Origin of the sequence: Amphritea sp. 1_MG-2023 (genome assembly GCF_030547545.1) — a bacterium.
In the GTDB taxonomy this organism is placed as follows: Bacteria; Pseudomonadota; Gammaproteobacteria; order Pseudomonadales; family Balneatricaceae; genus Amphritea.
On the sequence record NZ_JAUOQE010000002.1, the window covers coordinates 81678 to 95677 of the forward strand.

General features: G+C 49.6%; 13 protein-coding genes. 10 read left to right on the forward strand and 3 right to left on the reverse strand.

The features are described from left to right. Positions 1-26: 26 nt before the first annotated feature. The 3 genes from Q4488_RS01740 to Q4488_RS01750 all read left to right on the forward strand — a co-directional run bounded on the left by Q4488_RS01740 (position 27) and on the right by Q4488_RS01750 (position 1908). The gene (locus tag Q4488_RS01740; RefSeq protein WP_303578723.1) at positions 27-434 is read left to right on the forward strand and encodes a hypothetical protein; all 408 of its coding nucleotides are present in this window, start codon (positions 27-29) and stop codon (positions 432-434) included. A gap of 336 nt (positions 435-770) precedes the next feature. After that, complete coding sequence (locus tag Q4488_RS01745) at positions 771-1598, forward strand: pyrroline-5-carboxylate reductase (protein WP_303578724.1); 828 nt, start codon at positions 771-773, stop codon at positions 1596-1598. 43 nt (positions 1599-1641) lie between these two features. Then, entirely contained in the window at positions 1642-1908 is a 267-nt protein-coding gene (locus tag Q4488_RS01750) for a DksA/TraR family C4-type zinc finger protein (RefSeq protein WP_303578725.1), read from the forward strand. Positions 1909-2011: 103 nt separating this feature from the next. On the opposite strand, the gene Q4488_RS01755 is transcribed toward Q4488_RS01750, so the two are convergent. Then, entirely contained in the window at positions 2012-4060 is a 2049-nt protein-coding gene (locus Q4488_RS01755) for an NADH:flavin oxidoreductase (RefSeq protein WP_303578726.1), read from the reverse strand. A 239-nt stretch (positions 4061-4299) separates the two neighbouring features. Here Q4488_RS01755 and Q4488_RS01760 point away from each other — a divergent pair, with 239 nt between their 5' ends. Continuing rightward, positions 4300-4977, forward strand: coding sequence for a TetR/AcrR family transcriptional regulator (locus Q4488_RS01760; RefSeq protein WP_303578727.1), 678 nt, complete (start codon positions 4300-4302; stop codon positions 4975-4977). On the opposite strand, the gene yjeH is transcribed toward Q4488_RS01760, so the two are convergent. Next, a complete protein-coding gene (yjeH, locus tag Q4488_RS01765) occupies positions 4972-6231 on the reverse strand; it encodes an L-methionine/branched-chain amino acid transporter (RefSeq protein ID WP_303578728.1) in 1260 nt (419 codons plus the stop codon). The genes Q4488_RS01760 and yjeH overlap by 6 nt on opposite strands. Positions 6232-6360: 129 nt before the next feature. Here yjeH and Q4488_RS01770 point away from each other — a divergent pair, with 129 nt between their 5' ends. Beyond that, on the forward strand, positions 6361-6786 hold the full coding sequence (locus Q4488_RS01770) for an Lrp/AsnC family transcriptional regulator (RefSeq protein WP_303578729.1): 426 nt from the start codon (positions 6361-6363) through the stop codon (positions 6784-6786). Between the two features lie 157 nt (positions 6787-6943). Here the strand turns inward: Q4488_RS01770 and Q4488_RS01775 are convergent, their stop codons facing one another. Then, positions 6944-7858, reverse strand: a complete 915-nt coding sequence (locus Q4488_RS01775; RefSeq protein ID WP_303578730.1) for an AraC family transcriptional regulator — start codon at positions 7856-7858, stop codon at positions 6944-6946. A gap of 207 nt (positions 7859-8065) precedes the next feature. Between Q4488_RS01775 and Q4488_RS01780 the strand changes: the two genes are divergently transcribed. The 5 genes from Q4488_RS01780 (at position 8066) to mmsB (ending at position 13962) form a co-directional block, all read left to right on the forward strand. Continuing rightward, complete coding sequence (locus tag Q4488_RS01780) at positions 8066-9559, forward strand: CoA-acylating methylmalonate-semialdehyde dehydrogenase (RefSeq protein WP_303578731.1); 1494 nt, start codon at positions 8066-8068, stop codon at positions 9557-9559. Between the two features lie 160 nt (positions 9560-9719). Beyond that, positions 9720-10877, forward strand: a complete 1158-nt coding sequence (locus tag Q4488_RS01785) for an acyl-CoA dehydrogenase family protein (protein WP_303578732.1) — start codon at positions 9720-9722, stop codon at positions 10875-10877. Between the two features lie 92 nt (positions 10878-10969). Further along, positions 10970-11746: an enoyl-CoA hydratase gene (locus tag Q4488_RS01790; protein ID WP_303578733.1), complete on the forward strand. Its 777-nt coding sequence runs from the start codon at positions 10970-10972 to the stop codon at positions 11744-11746. A gap of 21 nt (positions 11747-11767) precedes the next feature. Continuing rightward, complete coding sequence (locus Q4488_RS01795) at positions 11768-12871, forward strand: enoyl-CoA hydratase/isomerase family protein (RefSeq protein WP_303578734.1); 1104 nt, start codon at positions 11768-11770, stop codon at positions 12869-12871. Between the two features lie 200 nt (positions 12872-13071). Further along, the gene (gene mmsB, locus Q4488_RS01800; protein ID WP_303578735.1) at positions 13072-13962 is read left to right on the forward strand and encodes a 3-hydroxyisobutyrate dehydrogenase; all 891 of its coding nucleotides are present in this window, start codon (positions 13072-13074) and stop codon (positions 13960-13962) included. The last annotated feature ends 38 nt before the right edge of the window (positions 13963-14000 follow it).

The following is a 14000-nucleotide window of genomic DNA, read 5'->3' on the forward strand; positions in this document are numbered from 1 at the left end:
AGTTGAAGTTGTATTGAGGTAGTCAGATGAAAATAGCTGTTGCCAGTAGAGATGGTGTTTCCGTGACCGATCGTGTCGGTAAATGTAAGAGCTGGATTGTGTTTCAAGCTGATATATCGCCAAACTCTCCATCGCAAGCACCACGATTAAAGATGTTAGAGTTGATCTCGTTACCAAAGCCGTTGGTATTTCATCATTATAAAAATGATGTGCCGCACCCGCTAGCCGACTGTGATGCGCTTATCGGTGGTAGTGCTGGAGAGTGTTTTATCAGTCAGGCAGCCTTGCTGGGTGTTGAAGCGTTCACCACCGATCAGTCTGATCCTGTTCAAGCGGTTAAAGATTACCTTAAGCATCATGCGCTACCAATAGCCCCTCACGTTATCGGTGAATTGGGTATGAATAGCAGTGATCTTTTAAGCTCAGGGCATTAATCAGTAGGGTTTCATTCAGTACTGTTTATTTAGTAACATTTCATGTAATACCATTCAATCTAGGGCAGTGTGACACCCGCACTGCCTCCTTTCTTGCTTATCTATACTGTAACTTGGGTATCTTTTTTGGCTCTCTTGTGTCGCTGAGGCTTGTCGCTTAAATTAGTCCCGATGAGAGATCGCACATGATGCAGATTATTTGATGTCACCGTCGGGTGATGGAAATTGTCGGTCGCATTTGGACGCTATTACGCCTTTTCGATACTCTACAATAGTGATTTATGGTCGCGCGAGTGTGACGGTAGGTGATAGATCTTTAATGGAGTGTGATGGCATATGCAGGATAATCTTTGCTTGGGTATTATTGGTGGCGCTGGTCACTTGGGCGGGGCTATTGCTCAGGGGGTGCTACGTAATGGCGCGGTGTTGCCTGAAAATCTGTGGCTATCGAGTCGAACGCTTGCCGCGAGTCATGGCTTGGCAGCAGACCCTAAAGTGCATCGCACCACTAGTAATCAAACGCTGATTGAGCATTGTGATATTGTTATTGTCGCGGTGCCGCCGCATCTAGCCAATAGCCTAGCGATTAATGCGAGCGAGACCGGTTGTCTGATTATCTCGGTGATGGCTGGGGTGACCGTAACGCAGTTACAGCAGTTAAGTGCTACCGAGCGGGTCGTGCGAGCGATGTCGAGTCCCGCGGCTGAAACTGGTTTGGCCTATTCACCTTGGTTTTCAAGTGAGGCGATTACCGATACCGATCGGCTTAAGATCCGTCGAGTGTTCGAGGCAATCGGACAGACAGATGAGGTATTTGACGAGTCGCATATTGATCAGTTCACTGCTTTAATTGGTCCTGTGCCTGGGTTTGTGGCTTACTATGCTGATTGTATGGTCAACTATGCGATCGATCAGGGAATTGATTCAAACGTGGCTGAGCGAGCCATACGGCAGTTGTTTAAAGCCAGTGGCGTGATGTTAGCCGATTTAGATCTATCTCCTCGGGCCCATGTGGATGCCATGATCGATTATGATGGCACCACGGCGGCGGGGCTGAAGTGTATGCAAGCGTCAAGGTTATCGGCCTCGATTGATCAGGGGCTGACGGCGGCGGTTGAAGCAACGCGGAAAATGAGTGAGTCGTTGGGCGATTCAACGTCATAACAGTCATTGTTAAACAGGGTGATATTAAGCAGGAGGGTGAGTGATGGCCGGTGGATGGGCGCGTGATGGCGCGGTACAAGATCAAATTGATGCCAGTGTTGATGATGCCGTGCAATTGGCGCGCAGCCGTTTAAACGCCGGTGAGAGCTTAACCGAGTGTGAAGAATGTGATGCGCTGATTCCAGAGAAACGGCGGCTGGCGATTCCCGGTATTCGTTTATGCATTCAGTGTCAGACAAAACGCGAGCAGCAAGAGAGCAGTAGCGGCGGGATAAACCGTCGTGGCAGTAAAGACAGTCAGTTAAGGTAGTTTTGTCTTTATCATTGTTATCACGTAGCTCCTTAAGATCATCCGTCAGGTTAATCCAGTTGGAAAAACCTGACGCTTGGTTTGCGCTTTTTTAGCGGTTTTTTTATAGGTCTTTTACGAGGCGTAACGCATCATAAATCGCTGCATGCGTGTTACGGGCCGAAATCGCATCACCGATGCGGAACAGTTGAAACTGCCCCTCATGGTTATGAGTGAGTGCCTGCGGTGTGCCGTGAATCAGGTCGTTATAGTTCACTTCCCCCTCATTGGATGATAAACCGCGTAGTTCAAAATAGAGATCATCAAACGGCAGGGTGCCATGATTGATGATCACTTGATCGACTCGACGGGTCTGAGTAAAGTCGCGACTACCATCATCATAGTCGCTGCCGATGGTGGCCAGCAGTTGATCGCCATCACGGCTCACGGATTTCAGACGATAGGTGACCGTAAAGGTGACAGCCTGTTGCTGCAGTGTGCGCATGTAGGGTACCAAGTTCATCGCCATCACTTCTGGTGCGAAGCTCCGATCGGGGGTAATAATCTCAAGGTTTGCACCACTGTTAGCGATGACTTCAGCCGCTTGAAGGGCAGCATGATCACCGGCATCATCGAACAATAAAACATTACTGCCGGGTTGGATGCTGCGAGAGAGAATATCCCAGCTTGAAACCACCAGTTCATTGCCTTTATCGAGTACCTCGGTGTCGGGTAAGCCGCCGGTGGCGATAATCACTACATCGGGTTTTTCCGCCTGTATGTTGTCGACTTCGGCATAGGTATTAAAGTGGAACCTAACGCCGAGCCGTTCACACTGCGACATACGCCAATCGATAATACCGATCATCTCTTGCCGACGAGGGCTTTGTGCCGTTAATCGGATTTGCCCACCGGCATCGTTTAGGGCTTCAAAGACGACCACTTCATGGCCGCGTTCGGCGGCAACGCGGGCCGCTTCGAGTCCGCCAGGGCCTGCACCGACGATAACGATCTTCTTGCGCACCTCGGCTTTAGGGATATCGTGCGGCATGGATAGTTCACGGCCGGTGGCCGCGTTATGAATACAGAAGGCGGCACCGCCCTGATAGATTCTATCGAGACAGTAATTGGCACCGACACAGGGGCGAATGTTATCTTCGTCGCCGGCAATAATTTTACGGATAATATGAGGGTCAGTCATGTGCGCACGAGTCATACCGACCATATCGACCTTGCCGCTGACGATGGCGTGTCGGGCGGTGGCGACATCGGGTATTTTAGCCGCATGAAAGGTTGGCATATCGGTGGCGGTGCGAATCTCACCGGCAAAATCAAGGTGCGGTGAGTTACGCATCCCTTGAATCGGAATCACATCAGTCAGCCCCGCATCGGTATCGATATGACCGCGTACCACATTCAGGAAATCCACCATGCCGCTGTCTTTCAAGCGCTGAGAGATCGATAAGCCATCTGTCATACTTAAGCCTCCAGCAAGCATCTCATCACCGGTATAGCGCAGACCGACAATAAAGTCATCGCCCACCCGCTGACGGATCGATTTGAGTAGCTCAAAGGTGAAGCGAAGACGGTTATCGAGATTGCCGCCGTAAGGGCCATCCAGAGTATTGGTTAAGGGCGACCAAAATTGATCCATGAGGTGGCCATAGGCCTGTAGTTCGATGCCATCTAATCCCGCCGCCACCATGCGTTCGGCCGCGTCAGTATAGTCTTTGATAATCCGCTGAATATCCCACTCTTCCATCTTTTTCGGAAACGCTCGGTGCGCCGCCTCGCGTCGATGAGACGGGGAAAGCGCCGGTAGCCACTCGCCTTTATCCCAGCGAGTACGTCGGCCTAAATGTGTTAGCTGAATCATCACGGCAGCACCGTGTTCATGGCATTCATCGGTCAGATCTTTCATCCAAGGCACAATTTCATCCTTGTAGACCAACAGGTTATCGAATACCGGCGGGCTATCGAGCGATACCGCGGCGGAACCGGCGGTCATGGTGAGGGCGACACCGGCTTTGGCTCGCTCAACATGATAGGCGCGATAGCGTTCGGTGGGCATACCGTTTTCAGAATAGGCGGGCTCATGCGAGGTGATCATGATGCGGTTGCGTAAGCGCAAATGTTTTAGTTGATAGGGTTGCAGCAATGGATCATTGGACATCTTGAGTCCTCCCGAACGGTTATCAATATGAACGTAGAACAGTCAATTTAGTTTAAAATGTACATATACGTCAATTAAATGTTCATGATTGTTTTAGTGCTCCGAAGGTTCGCTAAGAGGTTAGGTTTACTTCAGCTAAACAGTTATGTACATTCCCTTGGCAGGGTATGTCGGTGTGGCGTATGGGCGGTAGGCTCGATGGCATCCAGCGGTTGGCAATAGAAGATTAACGGGGTGATATGAGTAACGATCAAGCGACGGATCAGACGAATAACGGTGATGCGGGTGTTGTTAGTGTCACAGATAGCGGCTGGCGGGGGTCTGCGGATGTTTGGTTGCAGGCCGCCTATGAAGCCTTGATTGAGTCGGGATTGGATGCGGTGCGCATTCAGACATTAGCGAAAAAACTGTCGTTATCTCGAACCAGCTTTTATTGGTTTTTTAAAAATCGTCAGCAGTTACTCGATGCCCTATTAACGCAGTGGCGCAATAAAAATACGGGTAACTTTGTCGCGCAGACGGACGCGTATGCAGAGACTATTGCGGAGGCAATATTAAATGTATTTGATTGCTGGCTGGATGGCGATCTATTCGATTCACACTATGAGTTTGCGGTGCGTAGCTGGGCGTTACAATCCGCCGAGGTGACGGCTCAAGTCGCGCAAGCGGATGCACAGCGGTTGACGGCTTTACAGCAGATGTTTATCCGTTTCGGTTATCAAGCCGATGAGGCCGATGTACGTGCTCGCACTATTTACCTGACGCAGATCGGCTATATCTCGATGAAATCGGCAGAAGATGTTACGACTCGGTTACAGCGTATCTCGGGGTATGTTGAGATCTTTACCGGTCGAGCGCCCGAGCCACGTGAACTCGAACGCTTTTATGCGCGGCATACCGATAGGCATGGATTATAAATCAATCGGGTGTTGCAGCCGATAATGGCGTTGCCAGCGTTGCTGCGTTAGCAGTACAAGACTGATGAGCAGACCGATTATTAAGGCATAGAGCATGGCGGCCCCTAAGCAGTAGGTAAACAACGCGCAGGCGCATAGGCCGATGATGATGGCCGGTTTATGACGGTGAGGTAATAGCTTCCATGCGGCCAGCATTGAGGCGCTATAAATCACGATAAACGAGCCATTAACCCAATGGGCCATCAGCGAAAAATCGAGATTTTCCAGATAGCTGATCAATAATATAGCCGCAGAGATCAGCATAAACGTGATCAGCGCTGTGGTGGGTATTTTGTGCCGGTTAAGGGATTGTAACCCTTGCGGGAGAATCCCTTCTTGGCTGTAATTCCAAGCGAGTCTGGATAGGCTGGCAAAATAAATATTGATAGTGGCGATGCCACTGATAAAGCCTAGCGCACCGATAATCCAACGACCATTGCTGCCGAATAGCATCTCAAATACACCGACCATTGCCAGTGGCTGCTCGGGTGCCAGCATCGATAACCAAGTGCAGCCGATAAAAATCAGACCGACTAAGCTAACACCAAGCAGGCTCGCGGGAATGAAATCCCGTTGGACATCTTTGAATTCGCCTGCCAAGTGAGTGATCGCTTCAATGCCGATAAAGCTCCAGATAGCAAGACCGATAGCGGGCATAAGACTGCTACCATCGGCGGATATGGCTGTGGTGGGATCTACGGTTGGGGGATGAATAACAACCATGACCATCATTAACAATACGACCAAGAGAATCAGTAGCGTGAGGCCCATCTGAATGCGGCCGGATAATTGAAGCCCACGTCGATTGATAAAAAATAGCAGCGCAAAAACCAAGAGTTCAGCAACCAAGGTTTGTGCGTCACTGAGGGTAATGATCGGTTGAATGAATTTAAAGGTCATGATTAATGCGGCCGCGACGCCCGGTGGCACGGTAAACAAAAATAGTAGGCCGATAAGCCGTCCAGAGAACTGACCGAAAGCCCGTTCAACAAAGTAAGCAGGGCCCGCCGCGTGGGTAAACCGTCGCCCTAGTTCGGCAAAAATATAGGCCAACGGCAGAATACCCAGTAGTAGAATCACCCAAGCCCAGATCGCCTTATCACCGGCGGCGGCAATGGTGAGTTGTGGCAGGATAAACACACCGGTACCTAAAAGCGTGGTGGCAATGAGTCCTACCCCTTGCCAGCGAGTGATTGTTTGATTTAGCCTAGGCATCTTTTTTCCAGATCGAAATTTTTGTCAGTAGAGTGTACGCCGAGTACGGTCATTAATACGTCGTGGTTTACTGTCGATCTGCAGCATTTTTCACAGAGCTACTGACGTTTTGAAACCTCGGGTATACGCATGGATAGTTTTGATCAAAAAATAATCGCCGCGCTGCGACGTAATGCTCGTCAGAGTGTCTCCGCCATCGCCGAGCAGGTGAGCCTGTCTCGTCCTGCGGTATCTGAGCGCATCAAGCGCATGGAAGAGCAGGGGGATATTCTTGGGTATCGGGTGTTGACCTCCACTCACGTCGATCCAAGTGGGCCACTGAAGGCACATTTTGAGATTAAGAACGGTGGTTTTAAGTGTCGGCCCTTGGTGCAGTTTCTGCTGCAATACCCCGAAGTTAAGTACTGTCATGGTATTAGTGGCGCCGTGGATCTGTTGGTGTATCTTGAATTTTCATCGATGCAGCGCCTGCATGATATTCTCGAAGAGGTGGATCAAGAGCTGCCCAGTGGCGTCAAAGTGGTTACGCATGTGGTGATGCAGGAGTGGCAATAACCGCTGCGCCGGACTCAATAGCCCGATAGTTGAGATACCCCCGTCAGTCATAATGGCTGTATGGTTAATGACGGCGGTTGTGTGCTGATAGGACTAAGGCACTGTGTTTCTTGATCGCTTAAGCGGCTTGCTTAACTTGCTCATTTAGCTTTTCAGTTTAGCTTTCCTGATTAAAACTCTTATAGGACCAAGCGCCGACCTGCAGTTTGCGATATTGAGTCGGTGAAATCCCCATCACTTTTTTAAATATTCTGGAAAAATAATAGGCATCTTCATAGCCCACCATAAACGCGACTTCGGCAATGGTGCGGGTGCTTATATCCAGTAGATGGCAGGCCCGTTCGATCTTTAATTGAATAAAGTGATTGATTGGTGTGGTGCCGGTGGCATCTTTATAACGTTTGATAAAGTGGAATTTCGATAGATTGACGCTGCGAGCGAGGGTATCGATATCCAGTTGTTCGTGAATATGCGCTTGCATCAGACTGTGAATTTTTTCCAGATTGAAACTATCGGCATCCTGACTCCGCACCAAGGGTTGCAACAGCGCAATATGGGTGAGTATCTGACGCAACTGATTCGCCGCATTAATAAAGGCGTTGAGATGATAGCTGCTATGGCGGGCCTCTAAGAGAGCTTCGAACTCGCTCACTAGATTACTGTGCAGGCCTAAATGAACCACCGGTTTGTTACTCGGAATCTGGAGGTGATGAATAAAATCATCGGCCAACTGACCTTCAAAGTGACACCAGTAGATGGTCCATGGAAAGTTTTGGCTAGAGGCGTATTGATGACTCGCACCTCGAGGCAGTACCACTAAGTCACCACTGTTGACCGCAATATTCTTCTGGTTAAATCTGATTTTACCCTTTCCCTCGAGACAATAGATGAGTAAGTGATCATCGTGTTTAAGGCGTTCCATTCGATGCCCTACGGCATGTTTATAATAACCCGCACCAAGCGGGTAAATATCTCTTGAAAGACTGTTTTGTATGAGTTTTTTGATGATTTTATGCGGTATGACAAAGCGAATACTCTGGGGGGGTAAAGGCCAGTTGGAAGGGGTACTCATTGGCAGCACTCGACTAAGGTATTAAGGGGTTATTAGGGTATTCATGTATTAAATAGCAATATAGTCCATTAATATAGCAACATTATCAATCATAGCGAATCAGAAGCTATGGTTTAATGTGAACCCATGAGTTGCTCGACCCGCTTAGTAAACGGGATCTACCAAAAACAAAAATAGATGGTTTAACAAACTTCAAAGGTGCAAAAGATGACGCAACAAGTTCCTCTACTGATCAATGGCGAGTTGGTTCAAAGCCGTAGCGATAACTGGATTCCGGTGACTAATCCGGCGACTCAGGAAGTGATTGCACAGGTGCCCTGCGCGACAGCGGACGAAGTCGAACAGGCGATTGAAAGTGCCAAGACGGCATTTGAAACATGGAAAGAGATGCCTGTGGGTGAACGTGCCCGTTTAATGCTGCGTTATCAGGCGTTGCTAAAAGAACATCATGATGAGATTGCTGAACTGCTATCTCAAGAAACCGGTAAAACCTTTGATGATGCTAAAGGGGATGTATGGCGTGGTATTGAAGTGGTTGAGCATGCCGCCAATATCGCTTCCTTGAGCATGGGTGAAACGGTAGAAAACGTTGCCCGTAAAATCGATTGTTACAGTATTACTCAGCCGTTAGGTGTGTGTGTCGGTATTACCCCCTTTAACTTCCCCGCGATGATTCCGTTGTGGATGTTTCCGATGGCGATTGCTTGCGGTAATACCTTTGTCTTAAAGCCCTCTGAGCAAGATCCGTTGACGCCGATGCGCTTGGCTGAGCTGTTTGCAGAAGCCGGTGCGCCTGCAGGTTTGCTACAAGTTGTGCATGGCGCTAAAGATGTCGTTGATCAGCTGTTAACGCACAAAGATACCCCCGCGATATCGTTTGTCGGTTCGGTGGCGGTAGGTGAGCATATCTATCGTACCGGTACTGACCATATGAAACGGGTACAGGCGTTTGCCGGTGCCAAAAACCATATGGTCATCATGCCGGATGCGGCTAAGAATCAGGTTGTTAACAGTATTGCAGGTGCCTCTGTTGGTGCGGCGGGTCAGCGCTGTATGGCGATTTCGGTAGCCGTATTTGTCGGTAAATCTCGTGAGTGGATTCCTGAAGTACGTGATGCGCTGGCTAAAGTACGCCCCGGTGCATGGAATGATCCAGAAGCCGGTTATGGTCCGCAGATCAATCCACAGGCTAAAGCGAAGGTGCTTAACTTCATTCAGGAAGGTAAAGATGCCGGAGCGGATTGTATCCTTGATGGTTCTGAGTGTGTGGTCGAAGGTTATCCCGATGGTAACTGGGTAGGACCCACCATGTTCCGCAATGTCACCCGTGATATGTCAATCTACCAAGAAGAGATCTTCGGACCGGTTCTGATTACTCTGGAAGTGGATACCATTGAAGAAGCGATTCAGCTGATCAATGAAAACCCATACGGTAACGGTACCTCTATCTTCACCTCTTCGGGTGCGGCGGCGCGTAAATATCAGCATGAAATTAAAGTGGGTCAAGTCGGTATCAATGTACCGGTGCCTGTGCCACTGCCGATGTTCTCTTTCACCGGTTGGAGAAAATCGTTTTACGGTGATCAGCATGCTTATGGTAAGCAGGCGGTTAAGTTCTACACCGAAACGAAAACAGTCACGGCGCGGTGGTTTGAGGATGATATTGATCAGGGTGTTAACACCACCATCCACCTTAAATAACGATGCCTCAAGGCCGCTGATCTGTAGAGGTTAGCGGCTAACGTTGCCTGCAATATTTGACGACAGTCAACGGCGGGCTTCGGCGGTGAGCGTCATTAAGCATAATACGTGAATGGTTATAACAATAAGAATCTACTGAGTTTGTCGGTACGGAGTATTTATGGATTTTGAACTGAACGAAGAACAGATAGCGTTTGCCGATATGGCCCGCGCGTTCGCTCAGAACGAGCTGACGCCGCATGCGGGTGATTGGGATCTACAACAGACATTTCCTGTTGAGGTGCTGAAGGCGGCAGGTGAATTAGGTTTCTGTGGTTTGTATAGCCATGAAGATGTCGGCGGCTTAGGCCTCAGTCGCTTAGATGCCAGCATTATTTTCGAACAGTTGGCGATGGGGTGTACGTCAACCACGGCCTTTATCACGATCCATAATATGGCGACTTGGATGATCTCCGAGTTTGGCGCAGACGCGGTACGGCAACAGTGGTGTCCTGAGTTAACCGCCGGTGAAAAGTTAGCCTCTTACTGCTTGACCGAGCCGAATGCGGGGTCCGATGCGGCCGCGTTGAAAACCAGTGCCCGTCGAGACGGAGATAACTACCTATTGAATGGCAGTAAGATTTTTATCTCCGGTGCCGGAGCGACCGATTGCTTAGTGGTGATGGCGCGTACCGGTGGCGAGGGAGCCAAGGGGATTTCTGCCTTTGCCGTGGATGCCAAACTGCCTGGCATTACGTACGGTCGTAAAGAGGAGAAAATGGGCTGGAATAGTCAGCCGACCCGCATGATTACCTTTGATGATGTGCGCATTCCAGCGTCCGCCTTGTTGGGGCAAGAAGGCGATGGCTTTAAGATCGCCATGCGTGGCCTCGATGGGGGGCGTATTAATATTGCCACTTGTTCTATCGGTACCGCTCAGCAAGCGTTAAATAATGCCACTGAGTATATGCATGAACGTAAGCAGTTTGGTCAGAACTTGGCGAATTTTCAGGCACTGCAGTTTAAGTTGGCTAATGCGGCAACCGAGCTGGTGGCCGCCCGTCAAATGGTGCGCATGGCCGCTTCCCGTCTCGATAATAATCATCCAGATAAAACCACTTACTGTGCCATGGCTAAACGCTTTGCCACCGATGTCGGCTTTAGCGTGGCCGATGAGGCCTTGCAGATTTTCGGGGGTAATGGCTATATCAAAGAGTATCCGATGGAGCGTTTCTTAAGAGATAACCGTGTCCACCGGATTCTGGAAGGTACCAATGAAATTATGAACGTGATTATTGCCCGTCGATTATTGCTAGAGAATGCGGCCGAGTTGCTATAACGGCTCGCGTCACGGGTAAATTTTAATACTTCAATCACCCTCGATGAGTGATAACCGGTGTTAAGGCACCGACACGGTAAAGGAACATCAATATGACCGACAAGTTGATCGTTGAAAAACGGGGCAATATTGCGCTGCTGACTATGAATAACCCGCCAGCCAATACCTGGACTGAAGAGAGCCTAAAGGGGCTAAAAGCGCTGGTAGAAGAGCTGAATGCGGATCGCAGTATCTATAGTTTGGTGATTACCGGTCAGGGTGAGAAGTTTTTCTCTGCTGGGGCCGATCTCAACCTGTTTGCCGATGGTGATCGTAGTGTGGCACGGGATATGGCGCGCTATTTTGGCGAAGCCTTTGAGGCGCTCAGTCAGTTCCGTGGCGTCTCTATCGCGGCGATTAATGGTTTTGCTATGGGCGGTGGTTTAGAAGTGGCATTGGCCTGTGATATTCGTATCGCGGAAGAGCAGTCCCAGATGGCTCTGCCTGAAGCCAAAGTGGGGTTATTGCCCTGCGCCGGTGGGACACAGAATCTGACCATGTTAGTCGGTGAAGGCTGGACGAAACGGATGATTCTCTGCGGTGAACGCATTAAAGCGGCTAAAGCAGAGCTGATCGGCTTAGTGGAAGAGGTTGTTCCGCAAGGGCAAGCATTAGAGAAAGCGCTGGAACTCGCCGCCAATGTCGCACAGCAAAGCCCAACATCGGTCGCATCATGTAAACAGCTGATTCAGAATAATCGCACGCAGCACTGGGATGCCGGCTATATCCTAGAGCGTGAATTGTTTGTCGATCTCTTCTTTACTGAAGATCAAAAAGAGGGTGTAAATGCGTTTCTTGGCAAACGCGCACCGGAATGGAAAAACCGCTAAGCGGGATACAGGAGAATAATAATGAGCTGTGTGCTGTTTAATGAATATCCTACTCAGGATGGTAAAAAGATTGTTGAGATTCAGCTAAACGCAGAGCGTACCTTGAATGCGTTGACGTTAGAGATGATCGACTTGATTCAACCTAAACTAGAGAGTTGGAGAGAGGATGATACGGTCGTCGCCGTGCTGTTTGATAGTGCGGGTGAGAAGGCGTTTTGTGCCGGTGGCGATGTGGTTAATCTGTATAAATCGATGAGCGGCGATGCCGATCCTGACTTCCCCACGGATTTCTTCACCCGAGAATATATCCTCGATTACAGCATTCATACCTACCCTAAGCCAATTATCTGTTGGGGCCACGGTATCGTCATGGGCGGCGGTATGGGCCTGATGAACGGTTGTAGCCATCGGGTTGTAACCGAACGTACTCATATGGCGATGCCTGAGGTGACGATTGGGCTGTATCCCGATGTCGGTGGTAGCTGGTTTTTGAATCATATGCCGGGCCGCACGGGACTGTTTTTGGGGCTCACCGGTAATCCGATGAATGCTGCCGATGCTCTGTTCTTAGGCTTAGCGGATCGCTTTATCGCTTCGGATCGCCGCGCTGAACTAGTTGAAAAGCTGCAATCTGAACAGTGGGAAGGTTGTGCCTATGGCGCGACTAATCGTGTCTTACGGCAACTAGAAGCCGAGTCTCAAGCAGCCTTTAATGCTGACTCACCAGTACAGAATCATTACCGCTTTATTGAGCAGATCACCGATGCCGATTCGTTAGCCGATTTGGTTGAGGGGCTGATGGCGGTTGAAAGCGATGATAAATGGATCTCGCGGGCGAAAAAAGCGATCAGCCATGGTAGCCCACTGGCACTGCACCTAATTAAGAAGCAGCTTGAAGTGACTCAACATATGTCGCTTAAAGAGGTGTTTGAGAGCGAGTTAGTGTTGTCAGTGCAGAGTTGTAAACACCGTGAGTTTCCAGAGGGTGTGCGGGCGTTGTTAGTCGATAAAGATGGCGCGCCGCAATGGACCTACAAAACAGTACACGAGGTTGATCCGGCGTTTGTCGATCAGTTCTTTGTTGCGCCTTGGGCGGTTAACCCTTTGGCGACGCTGTCAGCATAAAAGTACTGCATAAAAGTACTGCATAAAAGTAGAGCATGAAGGTTTCGAGTTAAAAACGATTGATAACAGTTTTTTGCAATCCAAGGACATCGATAAAGGCCGTCTGAAGTACGTCACTGTTATGATAACCGAGCGTTGTCGAGCGGCGAATTCAGTCGGCGGCGGTTGAAGTCCAGAATAAGTATAAGAGGCAAAGTGATATGGCAACTATCGGATTTATTGGTTTGGGCAACATGGGCGGTCCCATGGCAATTAACCTGCTGAAAGCAGGACATGAGGTTAAGGCATTTGATCTATCTCAGGCAGCACTAGATAGCGTCGCGGCCGAGGGCGGACATGCTGCCGCATCCGCAGCCGAAGCGGCCACCGGCGCCGACTTTGTGGTATCGATGTTACCCGCCGGTGTCCATGTGCAAGGGTTGTATCAAACCGGTGATGCACCGTTGTTTGATGTCATTTCAAAAGACGCGCTGATTATTGACTCTTCAACCATTGATGCAGCCACTGCTCAAAGTGTATCGGCCGCGGCCAATGAGCGAGGCTTAAGCTTTATCGATGCGCCGGTTTCTGGCGGTGTCGGTGGTGCCGTCGCGGGAACGTTGGCCTTTATGGTGGGGGCGACGGATGCACAGTTTGCCAAAGCTAAGCCGATTCTTGATTGCATGGGTAAGAATATCTTTCATGCGGGGCAAAGTGGTGCCGGACAGATCGCCAAAGCTTGTAATAACATGATGCTGTCGATTCTGATGGCGGGCACCAGTGAAGCGCTGAATATGGGCATGAAAAATGGCCTCGATCCAGCCGTATTGTCTGAAATCATGAAGCAAAGCTCTGGTAATAACTGGGCGCTACAAGTGTACAACCCAGTGCCGGGTGTGATGGATGGTGTGCCTTCCTCGAATGATTATAAAGGAGGTTTCCAGGTCGACCTGATGTTTAAAGATCTCGGTTTGGCGATGCAACTGAGTCAGCAGAGTAATTCACCCGTCCCGATGGGGTCTGCTGCCCGTTCCTTGTTTAGCCTGCACAAATCCAAAGGCAATGGCGGTCTCGATTTCTCGAGCGTCATCAAACTGTATCAAGACAATTAATTAGCACTAAAAATCTAGCACCGCTGCCGGTGTTCATC